The organism is Kocuria sp. CPCC 205261 (genome assembly GCF_040981025.1).
GTDB lineage: Bacteria > Actinomycetota > Actinomycetes > Actinomycetales > Micrococcaceae > Kocuria > Kocuria marina.
The window spans coordinates 101,831-126,907 of record NZ_JAVKPU010000002.1 but is presented as its reverse complement, the minus strand read 5'-3'; the positions used below and the strand labels follow the sequence as shown (position 1 = coordinate 126,907).

At 70.2% G+C, this 25,077-nt stretch carries 18 protein-coding genes; 5 read left to right on the top strand and 13 right to left on the bottom strand.

Features of this window, described 5'->3' with window-relative positions; all coding sequences use genetic code 11:
- Positions 1-183: 183 nt before the first annotated feature.
- The 3 genes from acnA to RF646_RS03640 all read right to left on the bottom strand — a co-directional run bounded on the left by acnA (position 184) and on the right by RF646_RS03640 (position 6,562).
- Entirely contained in the window at positions 184-2,991 is a 2,808-nt protein-coding gene (acnA, locus tag RF646_RS03650) for an aconitate hydratase AcnA (protein WP_368835235.1), read from the bottom strand.
- A gap of 170 nt (positions 2,992-3,161) precedes the next feature.
- Positions 3,162-4,592, bottom strand: coding sequence for a class I SAM-dependent RNA methyltransferase (locus RF646_RS03645; protein WP_368835234.1), 1,431 nt, complete (start codon positions 4,590-4,592; stop codon positions 3,162-3,164).
- On the bottom strand, positions 4,589-6,562 hold the full coding sequence (locus RF646_RS03640; protein ID WP_368835233.1) for an APC family permease: 1,974 nt from the start codon (positions 6,560-6,562) through the stop codon (positions 4,589-4,591). Before RF646_RS03640 ends, RF646_RS03645 begins: the two co-directional genes overlap by 4 nt.
- Before the next feature lie 63 nt (positions 6,563-6,625).
- On the opposite strand from RF646_RS03640, the gene RF646_RS03635 reads away from it, so the two are divergent.
- Positions 6,626-7,345, top strand: a complete 720-nt coding sequence (locus RF646_RS03635; RefSeq protein ID WP_064846787.1) for a TrkA family potassium uptake protein — start codon at positions 6,626-6,628, stop codon at positions 7,343-7,345.
- Positions 7,345-8,103: a TrkA family potassium uptake protein gene (locus tag RF646_RS03630; protein WP_368835232.1), complete on the top strand. Its 759-nt coding sequence runs from the start codon at positions 7,345-7,347 to the stop codon at positions 8,101-8,103. Before RF646_RS03635 ends, RF646_RS03630 begins: the two co-directional genes overlap by 1 nt.
- Here the strand turns inward: RF646_RS03630 and RF646_RS03625 are convergent.
- Genes RF646_RS03625 through dut form a run of 4 tightly spaced genes read right to left on the bottom strand, consistent with a single transcriptional unit; the run spans position 8,009 to position 10,347 of the window.
- Positions 8,009-8,716, bottom strand: a complete 708-nt coding sequence (locus tag RF646_RS03625; RefSeq protein WP_144996808.1) for a DUF3159 domain-containing protein — start codon at positions 8,714-8,716, stop codon at positions 8,009-8,011. The genes RF646_RS03630 and RF646_RS03625 overlap by 95 nt on opposite strands.
- Positions 8,713-9,075 carry a hypothetical protein gene (locus RF646_RS03620; protein WP_368835231.1) on the bottom strand — a complete coding sequence of 121 codons (363 nt, stop codon included), beginning with the start codon at positions 9,073-9,075 and terminating at the stop codon, positions 8,713-8,715. The genes RF646_RS03625 and RF646_RS03620 overlap by 4 nt, the downstream gene beginning before the upstream one ends.
- A 5-nt stretch (positions 9,076-9,080) precedes the next feature.
- On the bottom strand, positions 9,081-9,845 hold the full coding sequence (locus tag RF646_RS03615) for a DUF3710 domain-containing protein (RefSeq protein ID WP_368835230.1): 765 nt from the start codon (positions 9,843-9,845) through the stop codon (positions 9,081-9,083).
- A gap of 49 nt (positions 9,846-9,894) precedes the next feature.
- On the bottom strand, positions 9,895-10,347 hold the full coding sequence (gene dut / locus RF646_RS03610; protein WP_368835229.1) for a dUTP diphosphatase: 453 nt from the start codon (positions 10,345-10,347) through the stop codon (positions 9,895-9,897).
- An 85-nt stretch (positions 10,348-10,432) separates the two neighbouring features.
- Here dut and RF646_RS03605 point away from each other — a divergent pair, with 85 nt between their 5' ends.
- Positions 10,433-10,984, top strand: a complete 552-nt coding sequence (locus RF646_RS03605) for a DUF3093 domain-containing protein (protein WP_368835228.1) — start codon at positions 10,433-10,435, stop codon at positions 10,982-10,984.
- A gap of 85 nt (positions 10,985-11,069) precedes the next feature.
- Here the strand turns inward: RF646_RS03605 and RF646_RS03600 are convergent, their stop codons facing one another.
- On the bottom strand, positions 11,070-11,369 hold the full coding sequence (locus RF646_RS03600) for a DUF4193 domain-containing protein (RefSeq protein ID WP_368835227.1): 300 nt from the start codon (positions 11,367-11,369) through the stop codon (positions 11,070-11,072).
- Between the two features lie 318 nt (positions 11,370-11,687).
- Between RF646_RS03600 and sepH the strand changes: the two genes are divergently transcribed.
- Entirely contained in the window at positions 11,688-13,115 is a 1,428-nt protein-coding gene (gene sepH, locus RF646_RS03595; RefSeq protein ID WP_368835226.1) for a septation protein SepH, read from the top strand.
- Positions 13,116-13,820: 705 nt separating this feature from the next.
- On the opposite strand, the gene RF646_RS03590 is transcribed toward sepH, so the two are convergent.
- The 4 genes from RF646_RS03590 to RF646_RS03575 form a co-directional block, all read right to left on the bottom strand.
- Positions 13,821-14,891: an alkaline phosphatase family protein gene (locus RF646_RS03590; protein ID WP_206398914.1), complete on the bottom strand. Its 1,071-nt coding sequence runs from the start codon at positions 14,889-14,891 to the stop codon at positions 13,821-13,823.
- Positions 14,892-14,962: 71 nt separating this feature from the next.
- Positions 14,963-15,673: a DUF5998 family protein gene (locus tag RF646_RS03585; protein WP_035961403.1), complete on the bottom strand. Its 711-nt coding sequence runs from the start codon at positions 15,671-15,673 to the stop codon at positions 14,963-14,965.
- Between the two features lie 88 nt (positions 15,674-15,761).
- On the bottom strand, positions 15,762-17,342 hold the full coding sequence (locus RF646_RS03580) for a serine/threonine-protein kinase (protein ID WP_167318567.1): 1,581 nt from the start codon (positions 17,340-17,342) through the stop codon (positions 15,762-15,764).
- An 18-nt stretch (positions 17,343-17,360) separates the two neighbouring features.
- Complete coding sequence (locus RF646_RS03575) at positions 17,361-20,051, bottom strand: GNAT family N-acetyltransferase (RefSeq protein ID WP_368835225.1); 2,691 nt, start codon at positions 20,049-20,051, stop codon at positions 17,361-17,363.
- Between the two features lie 70 nt (positions 20,052-20,121).
- On the opposite strand from RF646_RS03575, the gene RF646_RS03570 reads away from it, so the two are divergent.
- On the top strand, positions 20,122-22,662 hold the full coding sequence (locus RF646_RS03570) for a DNA topoisomerase (ATP-hydrolyzing) subunit A (protein ID WP_368835224.1): 2,541 nt from the start codon (positions 20,122-20,124) through the stop codon (positions 22,660-22,662).
- A 163-nt stretch (positions 22,663-22,825) separates the two neighbouring features.
- Here RF646_RS03570 and RF646_RS03565 read toward each other — a convergent pair whose 3' ends face one another.
- The gene (locus RF646_RS03565) at positions 22,826-24,934 is read right to left on the bottom strand and encodes a type IIA DNA topoisomerase subunit B (protein WP_368835223.1); all 2,109 of its coding nucleotides are present in this window, start codon (positions 24,932-24,934) and stop codon (positions 22,826-22,828) included.
- Positions 24,935-25,077 lie beyond the last annotated feature (143 nt).

Sequence of the window (25,077 nt, the reverse complement as noted above, 5' to 3'; positions counted from 1 at the left end):
CGGACGGGTGCTCGTCCGGCGGGGGGATCATGATGCGCCCGAATGCTCCGTCCGATCTTACTCGCCCTGGCCGGGGCCCCGTCCCGTCGCATGGCCTGGGCCACGGCGAACGGCGCCCGCAACGCCGTCGGCCGGTGACCCCCGAGCGGGGATCACCGGCCGACGGTACGATCCGAGGACCTATTACTTGGCGATCTGACGCAGCACGTACTGCAGGATGCCGCCATTACGGTAGTAGTCGGCCTCACCCGGGGTGTCGATGCGCAGCACGGCGTCGAACTCCACGGTGGAACCGTCTTCCTTGGTGGCCGTGACCTTCAGGGTCTTGGGGGTCTGGCCGTCGTTGAGCGCGGTGACCCCTTCAATCGAGAACGTCTCGGTGCCGTCCAACCCCAGGGAGTCCGCGGACTCGCCCTCGGGGAACTGCAGGGGCAGCACGCCCATGCCGATCAGGTTGGAACGGTGGATGCGCTCGTAGGACTGCGCGATGACCGCGCGCACACCCAGCAGGGACGTGCCCTTGGCCGCCCAGTCACGCGAGGAACCGGAGCCGTACTCCTTGCCGCCCAGCACCACCAGGGGAACACCGGCCTCCTGGTAGTTCATCGCGGCGTCGTACACGGCGGCCTGCGGGCCACCCTCCTGAGTGAAGTCGCGGGTGAAACCGCCCTCCACGCCGTCGAGCAGCTGGTTCTTGATGCGGATGTTCGCGAACGTACCGCGGATCATGACCTCGTGGTTACCACGGCGGGAACCGTAGGAGTTGAAGTCCTTGCGCTGCACGCCGTGCTCCGTGAGGTACTTGCCCGCGGGCGTGTCGCTCTTGAACGAACCGGCCGGGGAGATGTGGTCCGTGGTCACGGAATCGCCCAGCTTGAGCAGCACGCGCGCACCCTCGATGTCCTCCACCGGAGTGGTCTCCATGGTCATGCCCTCGAAGTACGGTGGCTTGCGCACGTAGGTGGACTCGGGGTCCCACTCGAACACGTCACCCTTGGGGGTGTCCAGGTTCTGCCAGCGATAGTCACCGTCGAAGATGGTGCCGTACTCGCGGTCGAACATATCGGTGTCGATCGAGGCATCGATGATCTTCTGGACCTCGGTGGGGTCCGGCCAGATGTCCTTGAGGAACACGTCCTGACCGGTCGAGTCCTGGCCCAAAGGCTCGTTCTCGAAGTCAAAGTCCATGGTCCCGGCCAGCGCGTACGCGATGACCAGCGGCGGGGACGCGAGGTAGTTCATCTTCACGTCCGGGTTGATTCGGCCCTCGAAGTTGCGGTTACCGGAGAGCACCGAGGTCACGGCGAGGTCGTTTTCCTGCACGGCCTGGGAGATCTCGGGCTCCAGAGGGCCGGAGTTGCCGATGCACGTGGTGCAGCCGTAACCCACGATGTAGAAGCCGAGCTCCTCGAGCGCCGGGACCAGACCGGACTTCTCGTAGTACTCGGTGACCACGCGCGAACCCGGGGCGATCGAGGTCTTGACCCACGGCTTGGCCTTGAGGCCCTTCTCCGTGGCGTTGCGCGCGAGCACGGCCGCGGCCATCATCACCGAGGGGTTGGACGTGTTGGTGCAGGACGTGATCGAGGCGATCGACACGGCACCGTGGTCCAGCTCGAAGTGACGGCCGTCCTCCATGGAGACCTCCACTCGGTGCTCGGGGCGCTCCCTCATGTCGTCCGCGGAGCTCTTGCGCGGCGCGTCCTGGGGGTCCTGCTCGTCGGTCGCGTCGTGGGAGGGGGCGTCGGAGGCCGGGAAGGACTCGACGACGTCCGGGTCCACCTCCACGGACTTGTCCTCGGCCACGTAGTTCACGAGGTCGTCTCGGAACTGTTCCTTGGAGCGGGTCAGCTCGATGCGGTCCTGGGGACGCTTGGGCCCGGAGATCGAGGGGACCACGGTGGACAGGTCCAACTCGAGGTACTCGGAGTAGGCGACCTCGTGCTCGGGGTCGTGCCACATGCCCTGTTCCTTGGTGTACGCCTCGATCAGGGCGATCTGCTCCTCGGAGCGGCCCGTGAGCGCCAGGTAGTCCAGGGTCACCTGGTCGATCGGGAAGATCGCCGCGGTGGAACCGAACTCCGGGGACATGTTGCCGATCGTGGCGCGGTTGGCCAGCGGCACCGCTGCCACGCCCTCACCGTAGAACTCCACGAACTTGCCCACGACACCGTGCTCACGCAGCATCTCCGTGATGGTCAGCACCACGTCCGTGGCGGTCGCACCGGAGGGGATCTCGCCGGTGAGCTTGAAGCCCACCACGCGCGGGATCAGCATGGAGATGGGCTGACCGAGCATCGCGGCCTCGGCCTCGATGCCACCCACACCCCAACCGAGCACGCCGATGCCGTTCTCCATGGTGGTGTGGGAGTCGGTGCCCACACAGGTGTCCGGGTAGGCGCGCAGCGTGCCGTCAACCTCGCGGGTCATGACCACGCGGGCCAGGTTCTCGATGTTGACCTGGTGGACGATGCCCATCCCGGGCGGGACCACCTTGAAGTCATCGAACGCGGTCTGGCCCCAGCGCAGGAACTGGTAGCGCTCGCCGTTGCGCTGGTACTCGATGTCCATGTTGCGCTCGATCGCGTCCGCGGAACCGAACACGTCGATCTGCACGGAGTGGTCGATGACCAGCTCGGCCGGGGCGAGCGGGTTCACGCGGGAGGGGTCGCCGCCGAGATCTGCCACGGCCTCACGCATGGTGGCCAGGTCCACGATGCAGGGAACGCCGGTGAAGTCCTGCATGATCACGCGACCAGGGGTGAACTGGATCTCCGTGTCGGGCTGGGCCTCGGGGTCCCAGTTGCCCAGGGCTTCAATGTGCTTGCTCGTCACGTTGGCACCGTCCTCGGTGCGCAGCAGGTTCTCGAGCAGGACCTTCAAGCTGTAGGGGAGCTTCTGGGCTCCCTCCACGGCGTCCAGTCGGAAAATTTCGTAGTCGGTGCCCTTGACGTTGAGAACGTCCTTGGCTCCAAAGCTGTCCACAGTCATGGTGTGGAACTCCTCTCGCCACCGTCGGTTGCGTTCGGCGCGCGCGGCACACTACAGGTGTCCCCCGCGCGTGGAACAGTCCCTGTCAGTGTAGCCCGTGCGCTCCGTCACTCCGGGGATTCCCGGGCGTCCGCGTCACGATGACGTGGGCCGTCGTTCGGCCGCCCGGTTCAGCCCTCGCAGTTGAGCACCGCGACGGCTTCCACGTGGTGCGTGTTCGGGTACAGGTCGAATGCCTCGACGCCCTCGATCCGCCAGCCCCGGCGCCGCAACCGTCCCAGGTCCCGGCCGAGCGCGGCGGGATCGCACGCGACGTACACGATCGTGCGCGGTGCGGCACGGTCCACCGCGGCCAGGACCTCCTTGGCCGCACCGGCGCGCGGCGGGTCCAGGACGACGACGTCCGGGCGCGGTGGCCGCGGTGTGGAACCACGACCCCGCCGGGACGACGCCGCTGCGGCACCCCGGCCCCGGTGCCCACCCCGCCCGCCCGGTCCAGTGAGCACGCGCGCCACGTCCCCGCGCACGCTCGTGACGTGCGGGGCGCGGGCGAGGTTGTGGGCGGCGTCGGCGGAGGTCACGGGCGAGCCCTCGACCGCGAAGACGCACCCCGTGGGGCCCACGGCGCGCGCGGCCACCGCGGTGAACAGACCGGCGCCGCTGTACAGGTCCCACACGCTGTCCCCGGGGCGCAGACCGGCGCCGTCCAGTACCGCGCGGGCGAGGGTCCCGGGAGCGCCGCGATGGATCTGCCAGAAGCCCGTGGGACTTATGCGCCAGCGCAGCGGCTCGGGATCGGTAGCGCCGGGCAACTCGAGGGTCTCCTGGACGTGGTCGGTGCCCGCCCACAACTGGGTGTCCCGCTCGTGCGGCGAGCGCGCGGTGACGCTCACCCCGCGGTCCCCCGCCCATGCGCTCAACCGATCCCGCAGGGCGGTGACCTGCTCGGGCGCGGCATCCGGGCGCAGCCCCACGTGCAGCAGCGGTGCCGCTCCCCCTGCCGGCGCGGCGACGTCCACGCGGGCCGCACCGGGGTACTCCAGCGACCACGGGGCCAGGGCGCGGATCGCGTCCGTGGCCAGGGGCATGTCCGTGACGGGACCGAGCTCGGTGCTGCGGTGGGGGTACATCCCGGGTGTGCCGTCGGGGGCCACGTCCAGGTGCAACCGGGTGCGCCACCCGGTGCCGTCGGGGCTCTCCCCCGCGACGGGCTGCACCTCGCCGTCCCAGTCGTGGCCGGCCAGGTGGCCCAGTTGCTCGGCGATCACGTGGCGTTTGAGTTCGCGCTGGGTCGTCAGATCCGCGTGCCCAAACTCGGCCCCGCCCAGCGGTGACCGGTCCGCGCCCGCTGCGACGAGCGCGTCCGCCTGCTCCCACGGGTGTACCTCCCGGCGCCCGGGGACGGGTTCGAGCACGTCCGTGACGTCAGCGCGCCAGAACGACGCCGCGGGGTCCCGGTCGGTGAGCCGCACCCGAACCAGCTCCCCCGGCAGCCCGTGGCGCACGAAGACCACGCGCCCCTCGTCCGTTCGGGCCACCATGTGGCCGCCGTGGGCCACGGCGCCCAGGCGCAGCTCGAGGTGATCGGGGGACTCGGTCATTCGTTGTTCTCCGTGAGTCGTAGTTCGCGCACCGATTCGAGGTGCCAGGGTACGGAGGCGATCATGACTCCGCGTTCGTAGTGCAGCCGCGTCCGCAACGGGCGGATGGCCTGGTTGTGCAGGAAGCGTTCCCATCCGCGGCCCACCACGTACTCGGGCAGGTACACGATCACGAGGTCCCGCGGGGACTTGCGGCGGATGCCGCGGATGTGGGCGATGACGGGTCCCACGGTATCGCGGTAGGGCGAGGCGAGGACCGTGACGGGCACGGGGATCTCCAGGGCCTCCCACTGCTTCACGATCTGTTCGGTGCGCGCGCGGTCCGTGTCCACCACCACGGCCTCGAGGCTGGACGGACGGGAGGCCCGCGCATAGGTCAGGGCGTGCACCACGGGCTTGCGCACCGAGGTGACCACGATGATCGAGCGCACGCGGGACGGCAGGGCCCGCACCCCCGAGTTTTGGTGCACCTCGAGTTCGGTGTCCACCGAGCGGTAGTGGTGCCCGATGGCGCGCATCAGCACGGTGATCAGGGCGATCGCGACGATCGTGAGCCACGCGCCCTGGGCGAACTTGGTCACGAGTACCACCACGAACACCGCCGCACACGCGATCAGGGCGATCACCGCCACGGCCCAGCGCCCGGCGATCTGGCGGTGCGGACTCTGCGACGTGCTCGTGCGGCGCACCCTGGCCCAGTGCCGCACCATGCCCGCCTGGGTCAGCGTGAACGCGAAGAACGCCCCCACCACGTACAGCTGGATGAGCCCGTTGACGTTCGCGCCGAACACGATCGTGAAGACCGCCGCGACCACGGACAACAGGATGATGCCGTTCGTGAACGCGAAGCGGTCCCCCCGGCTCTGCAACTGCCGGGGCAGCAATGCGGCGGACGCGAGGCGTGAGGCCAGCACGGGGAAGCCCGAGTACGCCGTGTTCGCGGCCATGAACAGCACGCCCACGGTCACGAGAACGAGGATCACGAACCACACGGAATCCACCCCCGCCACGGCCTGCGCGATCTGGCCCAGGATGGGCACCTGGTAGAAGTCGGGCTCCGGTGCGCGGCCGTCGATCAACAGTTGCCGCGCGGGGTCCATCACGACCACCGCGCCCGTGCGCCGGGTCAGGTAGAGCACCCCGAGCAGCAACACCGCGGACAGCGCTCCGAGCACCGCGAGCGTGCGCGCCGCGTTGAGGGCCTTGGGCTTGCGGAAGAACGGCACGGAGTGCGTGATGGTCTCCACGCCCGTCAGGGCCACGGCACCCGAGGAGAACGCGCGCAGCACGAGCATGGCCCCGGCCAGGCCCATGAGCCCGCCGTCCATGCCCGCGGCCGGGACGACGTCGTAGTCCGCCGACGGCGCGCGCTGCAGTGTTCCCGTGACGTCCTGGACGAAGCCCACGAGCACGAGGATCAGCACGACCCCCACGAACGCGTACGTGGGCACCGAGGACGCGCGACCCATGAATTTGAGTCCGCGCAGGTTGAGCAAGCCCACGAGCGCGATCCCCGCGACGGCCACGACCGTCTGGTGACCCACGAGCCACGGGACGGCCGCGGCGAGGTACTGCGCGGCGGCGGCCATGGACACGGCCACGACGAGCGTGTAGTCCACCATCAGAGCGGCACCCACCGCGGCACCGGCGGGCCGGCCGAGGTTCTTGGACGCGATCTCGAAGTCCGCCCCGCCCGAGGGGTACGCGCGCACGTTCTGCCGGTACGCGGTGATGATCACCGCGAGCACGGCGAGAACCGCGAGGCCCACCCACGGGGACAGCAGGATCGCCGCGGAACCCGCGAGGGCGAGCGTCAGGACGATCTCATCCGGGGCGTACGCGACCGAGGACAGGGCGTCGGACGCGAACACCGGCAGGGCGGTGCCCTTGGAGAGCACCGTGCCCGCGGCGCGCTCGTTGTGGATCGGTTTGCCCACGAGCGCGCGGCGCAGCATTTGGGACACATACACGTGGGAACACGCTAGTCCCTCGGCCGGGCCTTGTCCCGTGCCGCGGGCCCTATGCTGTGGCTCATGGCGCATTTCGTGATCATGGGCGTGGGCCGGGTGGGGATCACCCTCGCGCACGCCCTCGAGGACTCAGGGCACACGGTTGCCGTGATCGACCAGGACGACCGGGCGTTCCGCAAACTGCGGCCCTCGTTCAGCGGCAAAAAGGTCACGGGCCACGGTTTCGACCGCGAGGTGCTGCAACGCGCGGGGATCGCGGACGCCTACGCGTTCGCCGCGGTCTCCTCGGGGGACAATTCCAACATCATCGCCGCACGCGTGGCGCGGGAGACCTTCAAGGTCAAGCACGTGGTCGCCCGGATCTACGACCCCACCCGCGCGGAGTTCTACCAGCGCATGGGCATTCCCACGGTCGCGTCCGTGCGCTGGAGCGCGGACCAGGTGCTGCGCCGCATCCTGCCCGAACACGCCATCACGGGTGACTTCCGGGAGGCCTCCGGCCGCCTGCAGCTCGGGGAACTGCCCCTGGACGACGCGTGGTCCGGACTGCACCTGGACCGGATCGAGGAGGCCGCCGGTGTGCGGGTCGCGTTCGTGACCCGGTTCGGGGAGGGCATCCTGCCCGCGAGCGACACGAGCTACCAGCAGGGGGACATCGTGCACGCCATGATGCGCGTGGAGGACGTGGAACGCGTGGCCCGGGTGCTGTCCCGACCGCCGTCGGACGAGGTCATGGAGGCCGTGGCGCTCGCCGCGACCCCCGGGACGCGGGGGCGTGACTGATGCACGTGGTGATCGTAGGCGGAGGGTCCGTGGGATCCTCGATCGCTCGGGAACTGTTGTCGCACGGCCACGACGTGGTCGTGGTGGACGCCACCGCGGAGGTGATCGGACGCTCCAACCTGCGCGGTGCGCAGTGGGTTGTGGGGGACGCGTGCGATCTCCATGTCCTGCAGCGGGCGCGCGCGGAGGAGGCGGACGTGGTCGTGGCCGCGACCGGTGACGACAAGGCCAACCTGGTCGTCTCGTTGCTCGCGCGCAGCGAGTTCGGGGTGCCCCGCACCGTGGGGCGTGTCAACCACCCCAAGAACGAGTGGCTCTTCGACGACGCGTGGGGCGTGGACGTGGCCGTATCCACCCCGCGGTTGATGACGGCGCTCGTGGAGGAAGCCGTGGAGGTGGGCGACGTCGTGCGCCTGCTGAGCTTCCAGACCGGCTCGGCCACGCTCTCCGCCTACACGGTGCCCCGGGAACACCCCGTGGTCGCGAGCACCGTGACCCAGGTGCCGTGGCCCCAGGACGTGGCGCTCGTGGCGATCCTGCGCGACGGCGTGCCGATCGCACCGTCCGGCGACGATGTCCTGGAGAGCGGGGACGAGCTGTTCTTCATCACCACGGCGGAGGGTGAGGACCAGTTGCGGGCCATGTTCACCACGGCCCGGGACGTCAACCTGCAGGCTGCTCGCGGCGAGGGCGGCTCCACAGCCATGCCACCCACAGCACAGCGGCGTACAGCGGGGCCCCCATCACCAAGCGCGTGATCCCGAGCGCCGTGACGTTCTCCGCGACGTACAGCGGGACCTGCACGAGCAACCGGGTCGCGAACATCGCGATGAGCAGACCGTTGACCCGCTGATAGGCCACGCGCCGCAGCGGGTCGCGGCGCCATTGCACGGATTCACCGCGCACGTAGCCGAAGACGACGCCCAGCAGCGGCCACCCAACGGCCGCCGAGATGCTCAACAGGACCAGCGCCACGACGTTCGTGATGAACCCGGGCACGTAGTAGTCCAGCGCCTGCCCGCCCGCGCGGGCGAACAGCGTGCATACTCCCACGCCCATGAGCCCGGCGATCGCCTGGGTCACGGCCTGGCGCTGCGCCAGCCGGAGCACGGTGAACACGGCGGCCGTGCCCAGTGACGCCAACAACGCCGGGACCAACTCCCCCGTGAGCACCACACACGCGAGGTACACGAGTCCCGGGAGGATGGATTCGATCACGCCGCGCCAGCCGCCCACGGCGCTGAGCACGTCCAGTTGGCCGTTGGCGTCGCGGCGCAGGCCCGAGCGCCGGGCGAAATCCTCGGCGGCGCGGCCCATGCGGTCGCCCGCGCTCTGCGGTGCGGGTTCCGTGGGGTCCGGCGGGGATGTCATCGCACGGCCTTCTTGGGGGTGATGATCTCGTAGCGCGGATTGTACATGGTGGCCACCCCGTCCGGGAAGCACACCACGGCGAGGCAGCGCAGCTTGGTGCCGGCGGTGACGCCCGGGACCACGTGCTGACCGTGCCACAACAGTTCGAGCGTGCACGGCTGCGTCCCTGGGTTCGTCACGCGCAGCAGCGCCCGGTAGTACGGCGGCGCGGTCACGGGCGCGATCGTGACCTCCACGACCACGCCCTCCACGACCGCACGGCGCCGCTGCCGCGCCCGATGCTCCGGGGTCAGGTCCTCCGCGTGGGCCTCGGGTTCGGCGACGACGTCGATCGCGCCCGTGAGCGGGTTGTTGACCACCCGGGTCAGCCGATCTCGGTAATCTCGGGGCCGCGCCGCGGCTCCTGCACCGCGGCGCCTGGCTCCGCCGGGGTCCGACCCGCGTCCTCGTCCGCACCGGTCGGCGCGCCCGCGGGGTGCACCTCGGCGTCCTCGGGGACCGTGAGCGCGAGCAGGTCGCGCGGCGGGTGCGGGTCCTGGCCGCGGACGACGACGAGCCCGCGCACGGCGTCATCGAGCACCTCCGCAGTGGGCCCGGGCAGCGCGGCGTCGCCTGTGTAGACGCAGCGCAGGAACCAGCGCGGACCGTCGATGCCCACGAAGCGTGCGAGCCGGAACCCGTTCTCGCCGGAGGGTGTGACGCCCGCGAACTGCGCGTTCACCTGCATGCCCAGGGGACCGTCGGAGACTGTGGGGTCGCCCCCGTCCCGCCGCAACCCGGTCACGAGCTCGGCGCGCACCTCGTCCCACAACCCGGAGGACTTGGGGGCCGTGAAGACCTGCACCTGGACGGAACCGCCCCCGAAGTCCATGTTCACGGCCCGCGGCACCCGGTCCCGCGGATCCAGCTCAACGCGCACGTCCACGCGCGCGACCGGCTTCAGCAGCAGGGCCCCGAGATCCAGGTACTCGGCGCGCTCACCCGGCATCTCGCTCTCGTCCCACGGGCCGTTGGCGCGAGGATCCGGCGCGTCCTGGTCCGGGGCGGCCTCGGTGACAGCCGACGCGGTCGTGGACTCGGTCGGTGTCTGCTCCGAGGCCTCGCGGTTGCGCTTCTTACGTCCGAACATCAGTTGCTCCAAGAGTGGGTGGGGAATCTGCGGGGGCGAGGGCCGGCGATCAGCGGGCCCCCGTGGACCCGAATCCGCTCGCACCGCGCTCGCTGTCGGGGAGTTCGGTGGTGAGCTCGAAGCGGGCGGTGATCACTTCCTGGATCACGAGCTGGGCGATCCGCTCACCGCGGCGCACCGTGTAGCTCTCATGCGGATCCGTGTTGAGCAGGCACACCTTGAGTTCGCCACGGTAGCCGCTGTCCACGGTGCCCGGTGCATTGACCACGGTCAGCCCATGCTTGGCCGCGAGCCCGGAGCGCGGGTGCACGAGACCCACGTACCCCGCGGGGATCGCGAGCGCCACCCCTGTGTCCACGAGCGCGCGCCGACCCGGGCCGAGTTCGACGTCGTGGCGGGCGCGCAGGTCCGCCCCGGCGTCACCGGGACGTGCATAGGCGGGGGCGGGCAGGTCCGGGTCCAACAGGTGCAGGGCCACGGTCACCGCGGCCGACTCGCTCATTTCGGTCACAATGCCCCACTGTAACGCGCGGGCCTGACGGCGCGGACGCGGGCGGCGTCCAGGGGGAATGTGTCAAGGTGGGGGCATGAGTTCCCACCCAGATTCCGGGGCGGCCGCGGCGTCCTCACCCGCAGAGCACCCGTCCCACGCCCAGGAGAACGTCCGAGCGGACGTGCAGTACGAGGAGAAGCTGATCGTCGCGTGGTGGGTATGGCTCATCGTGGTCTTCGTGGGCGCGGCCGGATTCGTGGCCGTGGCACCCATCAGCATCGCCGTGGGCGTGATCGTCGCGGTGGTGCTGATGGTCGTGATCGGGCTCGTGCTGCACCTGGGGGCGCCGAGCATCGTGGTCACCGACCAGGACCTGCGCGTGGGCCGGGCGTACATCGAACGGCAGTACGTGGGCGATGCCCGTCCGCTGGTCGGCGCCGAGGCGCGTGCTGCGCGTGGACCCGACCTGGACGGGCGCGCCTTCATGAACTTCCGTGTGTCGATGCCGGACCTGTGCCGGATCGAGATCGTGGACCCGGTGGACCCCACCCCGTACTGGCTCACCGCGACCCGCCACCCCGAGCGGTTGGCCGAGGCGATCAATGCGGGCTCCCGCTCGGCGAGCGACCGCGGCGACCGGGCCTGACAATCACGATCACGGACGAGCAGAAAGACGACGGGCGCTCACCCGAGGGTGAGCGCCCGTCGTCATGCGGTCGTGGACCCGGGGCTCAGCCCACGCACTCGTAGCAGTACTTCACGCCATCGCGCTCCTCGGCGAGCTGCGAACGGTGGCGCACCAGGAAGCACGAGCCACACGTGAACTCGTCGTCCTGGGCTGGGAGCACCACGACGGACAGTTCCTCGTTGGAGAGGTCCGCGCCGGGGAGTTCGAAGCTCTCCGCCGCGGTGGCCTCGTCCTCGTCAACGCTTCCGGACTGTTGGTCCGACCGCCGGGACTGGAGCTCCTCGATGGAGTCTTCCTTGAGGTCTTCGTCCTGCTTACGCGGTGCGTCGTAGTCTGTGGCCATATGTCTATCCGCTCCAACCGGTCTTCACGAAAATCCCTGCGAAAAACACCTCCCGAGGGCTCTACCCCCGGGCCGTGTCGCGTAGATTGTTCACCATGGACGCGGAAAAAGCCAGTGGCGACGCCGAGGTTTTCTCGCAGAGCAAGATTTCCACCTCGGGCGGTGGATCCGCTCGTCCGGATGACACACGCGGTGCCCGTGCGGGTGGCCGTCCCCCCGGTCCCGAACGGCGCCCGGGCGTGCCACTACACTGACGCTACGAGCGCGCCGAGCGCACCCCGGATCGCGTGGTGCCCCCAACGGCGAGGGAAGGACAGCATGGAGCAGTTGCGCCTGGTAGGAGTGCACGACGACGGTGAGCACCTCATCGTGGAGACCCCCGATTCGACCCGGTACCGGCTGAAGATCGACCAGCAATTGCGTCAGACGATCCAGCACGCGCGCCGCAAGCGCCCCTCTCATGGACGCGGCGGAGGGTCCTTCGGTCCGCGTGACATCCAGGCCCGCTTCCGCGCCGGTGCGAGCGTCGAGGACGTCGTGGCCGAGTCCGGGTGGGAGGCCGAACGCGTCAAGCGGTACGAATGGCCCATCCTGGCCGAACGCTCCCACGTGGTCGCCGAGGCGTGCCGGGTCACGGTCTCCGGGACCAACCCCTCCCACGAGGGCTACCGCTCCGTGTTCGAGGGCGAGCCCCGCACCCTGCGCGAGACCGTGGACGAGCGTGCCGCCGAGCTCGGGGTGGACCGCTCGTCCTTCGACTGGGACGCGTGGTTGCGCGAGGACCAGTTGTGGACCGTGCAGCTGAGCTTCTCCGCGGAGGACGCCTCGCAGGACGCCCCGGACATCCCGGGTCCCGCCCAGTGGAGTTACAACCCCGCGAACCGGACCGTGCGTCCGGAGAACGACTGGGCGCACGCGCTGGGTCAGGAGCACCAGGAGACCGGCCCGCTCGGCGCGGCCGCCCACGCGCTGCCCCCCGCACCCACCGCGACATTGCGGCAGTTGCAGCACGAGGCGAGCCAGGCGGACGACCTGCTCGACGTCCTGCAGTCGCGCCGCGGACGGCGGATCGGCTCGGACGAGGCGGGCGACGACCGGCTCGCGGAGATCCTCGGCCGCGGCATGGGTCAGGTGGACCAGCGCCCGCGCCCCATCGACGCCCCGGAGGATTCCACGGTGTTCGACCGGCCCATCCAGCCGGCCGCCTCGCAGGTCGCCGAGGCCCAAGCCCTCGCCCAGGACGACGGGATCGAGATCGTCGACGATTCGACCCCCCTCGAACACGACGACGCCACCCCCTCCCGGAACGCAGCTGCCCCCGCCGTGCCGTTCGGGAAGGGCTCGTACGATGACTCCCCCGCAGCCTCCCGGAACGAGAACGTCCCCTCCGCCGTCACGGACCACCAGCCTGCGGATTGCACGTCCGAGGATCCCGCGCCTGAGGACTCCGGGTCGGAGAACTCCGGTGAGGACGAACACGCGGCCACGGAGACCGAAGCGCGCGACACGACGTCGGATAGCGCGTTCGCCGTCGACGCCTCCGGCACGGCCACGGACGTGGCGGACGAGGACGAGCCCGCCGCGCAGGGCACCGACGAACCGGCCCGTTCCGGCGATGCGGACACCACGGACGAATCGGGATCGAGCGACCGTCCCGCCCCGGGCCCACGGGGTCGCACCCCCAAGGCCAAGCGGTCCTCCGTGCCGAGCTGGGACGACATCGTCTTCGGGGCCAACCGGTCCTGACGTCGGTGCTGCGCTCTCACGAGCGGTTGTGCGCGGGGAAGCCGGCACGCGGTAAAGTCACGTGAACGCACCGGGCCCGGGGAGAACACGGTCCGGTCGTGGACACGCACGGGCGATCTCGAGGGAATTTTTGCATGGGCAACTCCATCCAGGACGATTTATTCGGTGAGGACACTCAATCCCCCGAAGGCGCTGCGACTCCGGCCCGCTCGGGTGCCCGGCGGTACATGGCCCCCGTCACGCTCGGTGGTGCGGCCCTGCTCGTCCTGGTGGGTGTGGGGGCCGTGGCTTTCACCGGTTTGTCGGGTTCGTCCGACGACGACCCCGCGAACTTCGCGACCGAGTCCCCCACCGTGACCCCCTCCCCCACGCCGAGCGCCACCCCGAGCGTATCTCCGACGCCGTCGCCGCAGATCACGCCGTTGGTGCCGCCCTCGAGGCCCGCGGAGCAGTACTACGTGCCCGTTCCGCCCCCCGTGGTTCCCGCACCCCCGGTCGCTCCCGCACCGCCCGTCGCGCCGGTACCCCCGGCGCCCACGAGCACCCCTCGGCCCGTTCCGTCCACGGCTACGCCCGAGCCCACGAAGAGCCAGGCACCGGAACCGACCCGCGCACCTCGGCCGCCCCAACCACCGGCGCCCACGCGGCCGGCGGCGCCGACCGCCGATCCGGACCCCGCGCAGAAGGAGACTAAGCCCGCGCCGATCACCACACCAGGGAAGGGACAAGCCTCTCCTGGTCGGTGAGCGACCCGTGCTGGCCCACCATAGCCAGGGGCCGGGTTCCTTGTCGGGAGACGTCGTACAGGGCGATGTCCTCGCGGGCCAGCACCCACACGTCGCCTGCTCGTTCGAGCAATCCTTGATCCGGTTCGGGGCCGAAGTACCCGTGCGCGGCAAGGTGCTGCTTGGTGGCCACCCACACGACGTCCCCGTAGTGCGCGCTCCAACGGCTTGCCAGTTCTTCCGGATCGGTGTCCGCGTCCGTGTGCAGTTGCACCGCCCGGGGCTCACCCGCGGTGAGCCGCACCCCGGCCATGAGCTCGGGGACCGCACTGTAGTCCACGCGGTGCTCGGGGGCCACGTCCACCATGCCATGGTCCGCGGTGAGGATCACCCGGGTGTTGGCGGGCAATTTGGTCACGAGCCGCTTGAGCGCGGAATCAAGTTCCTCGAGGGAGCGTAACCAGTCGTCCGAGCGCCACCCCGCTTTGTGACCGGTCTTGTCCAGCTCGTCCCAGTAGAAGTACACGAGCCCGCGCCTGCCCTCCCGCAGTTGCTCGAGGGTGCGCGCGGTGCGGGCGTACACACCGTGGGCGCCCACGAAACGGCCACCACGCAGCACAGCCCTCGTAAGGGCGGAGGACTCGAAGCGTGGTGAGCTCACCGTCACGGCGTCCGCGTGCTGCGCGGCGCGCTCCAGGACCGTGGGCTCGGGTTGCCAGGCAAGCGGGTCCACGTCCGAGGGCCAGTTGCCGAGCATGTTGACCACGCGGTCGGAGGCGGGGTCCACGACGTCGTAGCCGAGCATGCCGTGACGCCCCGGTGTGGCTCCGGTGCCCAGGCACGAGAGCGAGACGGACGTGGTCGTGGGGAACGCGGCGTCGAGCTCACCGAGTGACTGGGCCGCGCGCAGGGTGGGCGCGTAGCTCGCCGTTTCCCTCAGCAAGCGCGAGCCGAGACCGTCCACGAGCACCACCACATAGCGTTGCGCGGACGGCAAGCTGAGGGCGTTGCGGAAACCGGGGATGCCCAGGGCCGCGGCCGCGGAACCCATGACCTCCGCGACGCTGTGCGAACCGTAGCGCGGCGCACGCGGCAGCTCCGGGGCAGCGGGATCCTCCACATTCACGCGTTGCGCCCCGAATCGCGGCCGTTGAACCGGTGACCGAACCGCGGTCGCGGTGCCGGCGGTTCGGGACGGGCCGCGGTGGGGTGCTGCGGCGGGGACTGCGCGATCTGCGCGCCGGAATCCGTCAGCGGTGCCACATTGGCCCGGCGCAGCGTGCGCGCGAACTCGCGAGCGCCCTCCACGGCCTCCTGCCCGTCCGCCTCGGAGCTGATGCGCATGACCACGTCCTCGCTCGCGGCAGTGCCCGTGTAACCGTGGTCCGCCTGGCACTCGGGGTCCTCGCACATCGCGGGATACAGCTCGAGCTGTTGGGTCCCGGTCCAGCTCACGGCCAGGTTCAGCTCCATGATCGCGGTGCCCGGGACGTAGTTCTGCGGCTGGTGGTACGCGTAACTCAGCGTGACCGAGCGGATCTGGGAGATCGGCACGGTCTCGGACGAGACCCGAGCCACGGTGTCCGAACCGTTCTCGTCATACTGTTGGTCGTCCACGTGCGTGATGTGCAGGACGTCCTCCGCGAGCACGAGGGCCGTGATGTGCCGGTGCAACTCCGTGTTGGTGAAATGGGTTTCCAACTGCACCAGGTGGGACACCGGGCGCCGCCCGTCCAGGGAGTCCATGACCACGTCCGTGACCAGTTGCGGATAGAAACCCGCCTTCTCGATGTCCTGGACCAGGCGCGATCCATCGGGTGCTGAGTATGTCATGGCGCCATTGTCCTCCACCGCGCCGCCCGGGGCACATTGCGACCCTCCGCGGTCCGGCACACGGCGCGACCCTTCACCGCCCGGCGCCTTACGGGGCCACCACGCACGAAACCGTGCCGTCCTCGAGCTTCGAACAGATCGGGGTCACGTCCGTGGTGGGCGCCGGTTCCGGGTCCCTCGTGGGAGAGATGGTGGGGGCCGGTGTCTGCGCCGGTGACGGATCACCGCCCCACTGCACCAGCACGGGGCCGAGCCACAGGTACCCCGCGGCGAGGGCCAGGAGCGCGAGCGTGAGCGCTAGGACCCACCACGGCCAGCGGACCGCTCGCCGAGCGTGCGGCTCCCGTTCGTCCGCCGTGCCACCCGGGTCCACGACGCCGCCGGCTCCCGTGTCCGCTTCCCGCCCTCTGGCAGCCAGGCCGGTTGCGGTACCCACGGCAGTGATACCGGTGGGGTGCACGCCCGTGAAGCCCGCAGGATCCACGATCGTGATCTCCTCGGACCGGTCCGGGGCGCTCGCCCCTTCCGAGGTGCCCACGGGGTGCCTTTCGAGCATCGTGGGCGCGCCCTCCACGGGGTTCAGCCACTCGGTCGTGTCCTGCCCGGCACCGGTTCCGATCGCGTGCGCAGCGGTCACCTCGTTCACGGGGGCGAAAGGGCGCAACCGGTCACCGCCGCGCTCGGCCATGGGCCGGTGCTCACCCCCGGCGATCACCTTCCGGTGCACCGCGTGCCACGCGATGGGCGCCTCCGTGGTCCCGCCCGCCCCGGGAGGTAACCGCGCGGCGTCGAGCACCGGGGACAGCTCACGCTCCGTGGTGGGTTCCAGGACGTCGAAGACCTCGAACGGCTCGCCATCCACCGTCTCGCTGGGCCGGTCCCGGCGGGCGGCCGCCGTGGCCGTGAGACTCGCGAGCAGCTGGTCGGCGGCGCGCGTGCGCTCCGCGGGCACGATGCTGAGCAGTCCGGCCACGCCCGCGCGTAACAGCGGGGAAGCCCCGAACAAGCCGAGGCGGGCCACGTCCTCCGGGCGCAAGGGGTCGCCACTGAGATCCACCTCGGGCAGGACCATGCGCACCGCCGTGACCCCGGCGGCATAGAGGTCCATGGTGCGAGACGGATTCCCCGGGGCGTACGCCTCGGTCGGCAGGTACCCGGGGGTACCCACCACGGTGCCGGCGTGCGTGAGGCGCGCATCGGTCACGCGCACGGCGATCCCGAAGTCCGCGAGCCGGGCCACGGGGGTCCCCGAACCCGTGGGTTCGAGCAGCACGTTGGCGGGCTTGACGTCCCGGTGCACCCAGCCGTGCTCGTGGACGAAGCGCAGTGCCTCGAGCAGCTGACACATCAGCTCCTCCGCGAGCCAGTCCGCCACGGGACCGTTGTCCTGCAGCGCGGCCTCGAGGGTGCCCCCGGACACGAGCTCCATGGCGATGGCCACGTGTTCGTCCTCCGCGGCCCAGCCGTACGGAGCCACGACGTGCGGGTGCTCGAGGTCCACGGACTGTTCCCGCACGAAGCGCAACAGCTCCGCCGAATCACGCTGCCGCAACACCTTGGCCGCGCATTCCCTGCCCCGGCGCAGGTCGTGGGCTCGCCACACGGCCCCGCTGCCACCCTCGGCGATGGGTGTCAGCAGTTCGAAGCGTCCGGCTATCGTGTCCCGCACTCGGTTCGCGGTCCCGTGCTAGCCCAGCATGGCGCGCCGGGCACTGTCCGTGCGTTGTCCCGGGTCCCCGATCTTGACCGCGGCAGAGAGCACCGTGACGACGGATCCGGAGAGCACGACCGGGTTCAGTTCCAGGAACGCGATCTCGGGGAAGCGGTCCTTGAGAAAGGCCACATGGTTGATCAGCTGCTCCAATCCGGTGGTGTCCACGGGCGGGACGCCCTGGTAGCCGAACAGTTTCCGCGCGGCCTTGGGCGCGCGCACCATGCGAGTGATGTCCCGGTCGGTCAGCGGGGGCACGCGGTGGGCCCAGTCGTCCAGCAGGTGCACGGCGTCCCCGGCCATCCCGAAGGACAGGACGGGACCGATGAGTGGGTCCTCCGCGGCGCGCACCACCACGGTCTGACCCGTGGGCGCCATGGACTGCACCTCGAAATCGCTCGCGTTCCAGCCCGCGAGCGTGCGCTTCATGGTCTCGATCGCGGCACCCAGTTGGTCCGCGTTCGCGATGTTGAGCACCACGCCACCCAGGTCCAGGCGGTGGCGCAGGAACGGGTCCGTGGACTTCAGGGCCACGGGGTAGCCGAGCCGTTCGGCGGCGGCGTACGCGCCCTCCGGGTCCGTGAACCGCACGGACTCGAGCACGCGGATCCCCGCGAGACCCAGCAGCTCGTTGCGCTCGGCGATCTCCAGTTCGTAGAGCGCGTCCCCGCTGATCTTCTCGCGCAGCCGTTCCAGGAACTTCTCGACGCCGTCGAAATCGAACTCCTCGGGCGACACCATCACGCCCTGGTCCTGCGAGCGCCATGTCATGTAGTCCACGACGCTCGCGAGCGCGCTCAGGGCGGCGCCGGGCGAATCGAAGCACGGCAGGGCGGCGTCGTCCGCGGTGTGCACGGACGTGGTCATGGCCTCGGGGCCGTGCTGACCCGTGAACACGACCACGGTCGTTCGGTCGGCGTCGCGCGCGGCCCGGGCGACGTCGCTCGCGAGCGCCGCGGTGTCCAGGCCGCGCACGGGCATGAGCACGAGCACGACGCTGTCGACCGCATCCGACGAGAGCTGAGCGCGCACGGCGTCCAGGACGGCCTCGTGCGCCCGCTCGGGCCCGTTGGAGGTGTCCACGGTGCCGTCCACGACGGCGGGGTCGAGCCGTAGGCGCAGGGCCGTGTCCTCGGCGAGCTGCGCGAGCGCGAGCGCGTTCGAGACCACGGCCACGCGCGGGGAGGCGGGCAGCGGCTGGCTCTCCGCGATCGCGGCGATGTCGAGCAACTGCTCGGCCGTGGTCGCACGGATCACCCCGGCCTGGCGAAACATCGCGTCGAGCGCGCCGGTCGGGGCCTGGGTGACCCGGCCCGTGTGGCCCGGCGGGAGCCGCAGGCCGGTGACCTCGGACTTCGCGACGATCACGGGCTTGCTCAGCGAGAGCCTGCGCGCAATGCGCGAGAACTTGCGCGGGTTGCCCACCGACTGCAGGTAGAGACCGCACACCGTGGTGGCGGGGTCGTCCTCCCAGTACTGCATGAGGTCGTTGCCGGAGACGTCCGCGCGGTTCCCCGCCGAGAGGTAGCTGGACATCCCCACGCCGTGGCGCTGCGCGGCACCGTAGAGCATGGTGCCGATCGCCCCGGACTGGGAGAACAGTCCCAGTCCTCCGCGGCGCGGCAACTCGGGCAGAACGGACGCGTTGAGCGAGACCTCCGGATCGGTCGTGAACAGACCCAGGCTCGCTGGGCCCACCACGCGCATCCCCGCGGCGCGGGCGATCCGCACCAGGCGGCGCTGGGCGGCCGCGCCCTGCGCACCGTCCTCGGCGTAACCGCCCGTCATCACGACGACGGCGCGCACTCCCGCCCTGCCGCACTGCGTCACGGTCTCCTCCACCGATTCGCGCGGCACCGCGATCACCGCGAGGTCCACGGTGCCCTCGATCTCGTCGAGGGACGAGACGAAGTGCAGCCCGTCGCGTTCGTACGGCGAATGACCTACGCCGTAGAGCGTGCCCGTGTACCCGCCCGTGAGGATACCCTCGACCGCGTGGAACCCCGCGTGGTCCCGGTTCGCGGACGCTCCCACGACCGCCACGGTGGCCGGTGTCAGCAGGTCCGTGATGGACCGGGCCTCCGCGCGGTGCTCGCGCGCGGCCATCACCGCGAGCGACTTCTCGGTGGGGTCGATGTCGAAGTCCACGACCACCACGCCGTCCTCGAACTGACGGGAGACGTCGTAGCCGGCCTCCACGAAGACGTGGAGCATCTTGCGGTTCTCCGGCAGCACCTCCGCAGTGAAGCGGTCGATCCCGTTCTCGCGGGCGGCGGCGGCCAGGTGCTCCAACAGGATGGACCCGATTCCCCGCCCCTGGTGGTGATCGGAGATCATGAACGCGACCTCCGCCGAGCGCTGCGTGGTGCGGTCATAGCGGCCGACACCGATCATCCGCTCCCCCAGGATCAGCACGAAGCACACGCGGTCCCGGTGGTCCACCGTGGAGAAGCGGTCCAGTTCCCGCTGGGACAGGGTCGGTTTGTAGGAGAAGAACCGCAGGTAGATGCTGTCCTCGGACTGCCCGGAGTGGAACTCCTGGAGCAGGTCCTGGTCCTCGGGGCTGATGGGGCGCAGGTGCGCGGTGGCGCCGTCGCGCAGGATGACGTCCGCCTCCCAGTACTCGGGGTAGGTCTGCTGCGGCGCGGCGTCGTCGGTGGTACCCATAGACTTCAGAGTAGCCAACCGCCTGCTCCGGTCACAGGAGCACGCCCTGATTTCAAGGAGTTACCCCTCGATGGCTCGTCGCCGCTCAGCCACGCGTTCTCCCCAGGACGAACTGCCCAAGGACTTCACCGAGCACATCGTGGACGTGGACGTCACGCAGGAGATGGAGACGAGCTTCCTGGAGTACTCCTACTCCGTGATCTACTCCCGCGCGCTGCCGGACGCCCGGGACGGTCTCAAGCCCGTGCAGCGGCGGATCCTGTTCATGATGGACCAGATGGGCCTGCGCCCGGACCGCGGCCACGTCAAGAGTGCGCGCGTGGTGGGCGAGGTCATGGGCAAGCTGCACCCCCACGGTGACGCCGCGATCTACGACGCCATGGTCCGCATGGCGCAGTCCTTCGCGATGCGCGTGCCACTCGTGGACGGGCACGGCAACTTCGGGTCGCTCGACGACGGTCCGGCGGCCCCGCGCTACACGGAGGCCCGGATGGCCCCGGCCGCGCGCACGCTCACGGGTGACCTCGACGAGGACGTCGTGGACTTCGTGCCCAACTACGACAACCAGTTCCAGCAGCCCGCGGTGCTGCCGGCCGCGTACCCCAACCTGCTCGTCAACGGGGCCACCGGGATTGCGGTGGGCATGGCCACGAACATGGCACCGCACAACATGCGCGAGGTCGCGGCCGGGGCCCGGCACCTCATCCTGAACCCCGAGGCCACGCTCGAGGAACTCATGCGGTTCATCCCCGGTCCGGACCTGCCCTCCGGCGGTCGGATCGTGGGCCTCGAGGGCGTGCGGGACGCCTACCGCACCGGGCGGGGTTCGTTCCGCACGCGCGCCACGGTCTCCGTGGAACAGGTCTCGCCCCGCAAGCAGGGCATCGTGGTGACCGAGCTGCCGTACATGGTGGGCCCCGAGAAGGTCACCGAGAAGATCAAGGACGCGGTCCAGGCCAAGAAGCTCGCCGGGATCTCGGACGTCGTGGACCTCACCGACCGCACCAACGGGCTGCGCCTGGTCATCGAGCTCAAGAACGGTTTCAACCCGCAGGCCGTGCTCGCGCAGCTGTACAAGCACACACCGCTCGAGGAGTCCTTCGGGATCAACAACGTGGCTCTCGTGGAGGGTCAGCCCCGCACCATGGGGCTGCTCGAGCTGTTGCGGGTCTACAGCGACCACCGGATCAGTGTGGTGCGCCGGCGCACCGCGTTCCGCCTGGCCAAGCGGCAGAACCGGTTGCACCTCGTGGAGGGGTTGCTGATCGCGATCCTCGACATCGACGAGGTCATCCAGATCATCCGTTCCTCCGAGGAGACGGCCGAGGCCCGGGACCGGTTGATCGCGGTCTTCGACCTCTCCCGCGCGCAGTCCGAGCACATCCTGGAACTGCGGTTGCGTCAGCTGACCAAGTTCTCCCGGATCGAGCTCGAGGCCGAGCGGGACACCCTGCAGCGGGAGATCGCCGAACTCGAGGCAATCCTGGGCTCGGAGACCGCGCTGCGCGGCGTCGTCGCGGACGAGCTCACCGAGACCGCGGAGAAGTTCGGTGACGAGCGGCGCACCGTGCTGCTCGAGGCCGAGGACCTGCCCGCGGTCACCGCGGAGAACGCGCGCGGGAAGAAGAACGCGGCACCGTCCGTGGCGCTCGAGATCAGCGACGACCCGTGCTGGGTGTTCCTGTCCACGACCGGGCGGATCGCCCGCAGTGCCGTGCGCACCCCGCTCGCTGACGGCTCGCGGCGCTTCAAGCACGACGCCCTGACGAGCGTGGTGCCCTCGACGGCGCGCGGGGAGATCGCCGCGATCACGTCCACGGGCCGGATGCTGCGCGTCTCGTGCGTGGACGTGCCCGTGCTGCAGGAGTTCGACGGCGTTCCCCGCCTCGCGGACGGCGTGCCCGCCGCGGACTTCCTGGGTCTGGACAAGAACGAGACGCTCGTGGGACTCGTGCCCAGCAATGCCGTGTTCGCGATTGGGACCGCGGACGGCGTGGTCAAACGCGTGAACCCCGACTACCCGCTGAACCTGGACCAGTGGCCCGCGATCAAGCTCAAGGACGGGGACTCGGTGGTGGGTGTGGGTGCCGCGCCGGTCGACGCGGAACTCGTGTTGGTCTCCTCGGACGCCAAGCTGCTGCACTTCCCCGCATCCGCGGTGCGCCCCCAGGGCCGAACGGCCGGTGGCGTGGCCGGGATGAAACTCGCGGCGGACGAGCACGTGATCTTCTTCGGGGCGGTGGCACCGAGCGAGTCCACCGTGGTGGTCACCCAGGCCCGCAGTGACGGTCAGCTGCCCGAGATGGGCGAGGCGTCCGTGAAGGTCACCCCGCTCTCGGAATTCCCCGCCAAGGGCCGTGCGACCGCCGGTGTGCGGGCCCAGCGACTACTCGCGGGTGAGACCGGGTTGACCCTGGCGTGGGTCGGCCACGGGCCGGGCAAGGCCGTGTCCGCGGCGGGCGTCGCGCGATCGCTCCCCGTGGAGTATGGGCGCCGGGACGGTTCCGGTGTGGGCATCGACCGTGCGGTCGCAGCCGTGGGACCCGCGCTCAGAGGTCTCCCCGTGCCGGGGACCACGACGAATGGGGAGTCAGCCGCGGAGGACGAATGACCCGCGGACCGGGCGCCGCGGAGGAGGATGGATCGGCGACGGTCGGCGACCGACCCGCGCACGGGGCGACGGCGGCGTCACCCGCGGACGACCGACCGTCCGGGGCGTCGCGCCGCCCGGCGCGTGAGACGGCGCCGCTGCCCGAGCACACCACCTGAGGCGCTCAGGCGTCGATCTGCTCCTGGTTGAGCTGGGCGGCACCGGCCACGATGAAGTCCTTGCGCGGGGCCACCTGCGAGCCCATGAGCAGGGAGAACGCGCGCTCGGCGGCCTCGGCGTCGGACACGCGCACGCGCCGCAGGACACGGTGGCGGATGTCCATCGTGGTCTCCGCGAGCTGATCGGCGTCCATCTCCCCCAGGCCCTTGTAGCGCTGGATGGGCTCCTTGTACCGACGATCCTGCTCTTCGAGGCTGCCCAGCAGCGTGTCGAGTTCGCGCTCCGAATACGTGTAGACCATCTCGTTGGGCTTGGAGCCCGGGTTGACGATCTGCACCCGGTGCAGCGGGGGCACCGCGGCGTAGACCCGTCCGGCCTCCACGAGCGGGCGCATGTAACGGTAGAAGAGCGTGAGCAACAGGGTGCGGATGTGGGCGCCGTCCACGTCCGCGTCCGTCATCATGATGACCTTGCCGTAGCGGGCGGCGTCCAGGTCGAAGCTGCGACCCGACCCGGCCCCGATTACCTGGATCAGGGCCGCGCACTCGGCGTTCGCGAGCATGTCCGTGATCGAGGCCTTCTGCACGTTCAGGATCTTGCCGCGGATCGGCAACAGCGCTTGGTAGTTGGAGTTGCGGGCGAGCCGGGCGGTGCCGAGCGCAGAGTCGCCCTCCACGATGAACAGCTCCGAGCGGTCCACGTCCGCGGAACGGCACTCCACGAGTTTCGTGGGCATCGACGACGTCTCGAGCGCGTTCTTGCGCCGCTGGGTCTCCTTGTGCACTCGGGCCGAGATCCGGGACTTCATCTCCGCGACGACCTTCTCGAGCAGCTGACCGGCCTGGGCCCTGTCGTCCCGCTTCTTGGAAGTCAGCTGCTTGGTGAGCTCCGCCTCCACGACCTTGGCGACGATCTGGCGCACCGCAGGGGTGCCCAGCACCTCCTTGGTCTGCCCCTCGAACTGGGGTTCGGCCAACCGGACCGTGAGTACCGCGGTGAGCCCGGCCAGGACGTCGTCCTTCTCGAGCTTGTCGTTACCCGCCTTGAGCTTGCGGGAGTTGGTCTCCACCTGCTTGCGCAGGGTCTTGAGCAGCGCATTTTCGAAACCGCTTAAGTGGGTGCCACCCTTGGGCGTGGCGATGATGTTGACGAACGAGCGCACCGTGCTGTCGTACCCCACGCCCCAGCGCAGGGCCACGTCCACCTCGCACGTGCGATCCACGTCGGTGAGCCGGGCGTGTCCGGACTCGTCGAGCACAGGGACCCGCTCGGTGAAACTGCCCTGCCCCTGCAGCCGCCACACGTCGGTGACGGGCGCGTCCGCGGCGAGGAACTCCGCGAACTCCGAGATCCCGCCGTCGTACTGGAAGACCTCCTCCACGGGACCGTCCGCGCCCGGTGTACCCGGCAGGCGGCGTTCGTCCTGCACGGTGATCTTCAGCCCGGGGATCAGGAACGCGGTCTGGCGGGCGCGGCGCACGAGCTCCTCGGTGGAGAAGCGCGCGTCCAGGGTGAAGATCTGATCGTCGGCCCAGTAGCGGATCCGTGTGCCGGTGACGCCGCGCTTGGCTCTGCCCACGACCTGCAGGTGCGAGTCGGTCGTGAACGCCTCGAACGGTGCACTCGGGGACGGCGCCCCCTTGTCCGTGAACGTCCCGGGCTCACCGCGTTTGAACGACATCTGGTAGGTCTTGCCGCCACGGTCCACCTGCACGTCCAGGCGCGCGGACAGCGCATTGACCACCGAGGCACCCACGCCGTGCAGCCCGCCCGACGCCGTGTACGAACCGCCGCCGAACTTGCCGCCGGCGTGCAGTTTGGTGAACACGACCTCCACGCCCGTGAGGCCCGTGCGGGGTTCGGTGTCGATGGGGATGCCGCGACCGTCGTCATGGACCTCCACGCACCCGTCCCGGTGCAGGATCACCGTGATGTCCTGGCCGTACCCCGCGAGCGCCTCGTCGACGGAGTTGTCGATGATCTCCCACAGGCAGTGCATCAGACCGCGCGAGTCCGTGGAGCCGATGTACATGCCCGGGCGTTTGCGTACCGCCTCGAGGCCCTCCAGGACGGAGAGGTGGCGGGCGTTGTATTCGGAACGGGACGGTGTCACGGTGGTGCTACTCCGGGGTTCGGGGGCGGCCCGCGGGCGGTGCGGGACCATCCCACTGTAGTCGGCACCCGGGGTTTGTGCGCGGTGGGCGAAACAGGGCCTTCGTGGGAAGCATTGACTGCACGCGTGGGTTGTACTGGTAC

What these genes read in the sequence shown, in the direction of transcription:
- RF646_RS03645 (WP_368835234.1), bottom strand. Translation starts at nt 4,592, where the DNA reads ATGACCGAGTCCCCCGATCACCTCGAGCTGCGCCTGGGCGCCGTGGCC.
- RF646_RS03630 (WP_368835232.1), top strand. Translation starts at nt 7,345, where the DNA reads ATGCACGTGGTGATCGTAGGCGGAGGGTCCGTGGGATCCTCGATCGCT.
- RF646_RS03585 (WP_035961403.1), bottom strand. Translation starts at nt 15,673, where the DNA reads ATGACATACTCAGCACCCGATGGATCGCGCCTGGTCCAGGACATCGAG.
- acnA (WP_368835235.1), bottom strand. Translation starts at nt 2,991, where the DNA reads ATGACTGTGGACAGCTTTGGAGCCAAGGACGTTCTCAACGTCAAGGGC.
- RF646_RS03590 (WP_206398914.1), bottom strand. Translation starts at nt 14,891, where the DNA reads ATGGGTTCCGCGGCCGCGGCCCTGGGCATCCCCGGTTTCCGCAACGCC.
- dut (WP_368835229.1), bottom strand. Translation starts at nt 10,347, where the DNA reads ATGAGCGAGTCGGCCGCGGTGACCGTGGCCCTGCACCTGTTGGACCCG.
- RF646_RS03605 (WP_368835228.1), top strand. Translation starts at nt 10,433, where the DNA reads ATGAGTTCCCACCCAGATTCCGGGGCGGCCGCGGCGTCCTCACCCGCA.
- RF646_RS03615 (WP_368835230.1), bottom strand. Translation starts at nt 9,845, where the DNA reads ATGTTCGGACGTAAGAAGCGCAACCGCGAGGCCTCGGAGCAGACACCG.
- sepH (WP_368835226.1), top strand. Translation starts at nt 11,688, where the DNA reads ATGGAGCAGTTGCGCCTGGTAGGAGTGCACGACGACGGTGAGCACCTC.
- RF646_RS03570 (WP_368835224.1), top strand. Translation starts at nt 20,122, where the DNA reads ATGGCTCGTCGCCGCTCAGCCACGCGTTCTCCCCAGGACGAACTGCCC.
- RF646_RS03635 (WP_064846787.1), top strand. Translation starts at nt 6,626, where the DNA reads ATGGCGCATTTCGTGATCATGGGCGTGGGCCGGGTGGGGATCACCCTC.
- RF646_RS03575 (WP_368835225.1), bottom strand. Translation starts at nt 20,051, where the DNA reads ATGGGTACCACCGACGACGCCGCGCCGCAGCAGACCTACCCCGAGTAC.
- RF646_RS03600 (WP_368835227.1), bottom strand. Translation starts at nt 11,369, where the DNA reads ATGGCCACAGACTACGACGCACCGCGTAAGCAGGACGAAGACCTCAAG.
- RF646_RS03625 (WP_144996808.1), bottom strand. Translation starts at nt 8,716, where the DNA reads ATGACATCCCCGCCGGACCCCACGGAACCCGCACCGCAGAGCGCGGGC.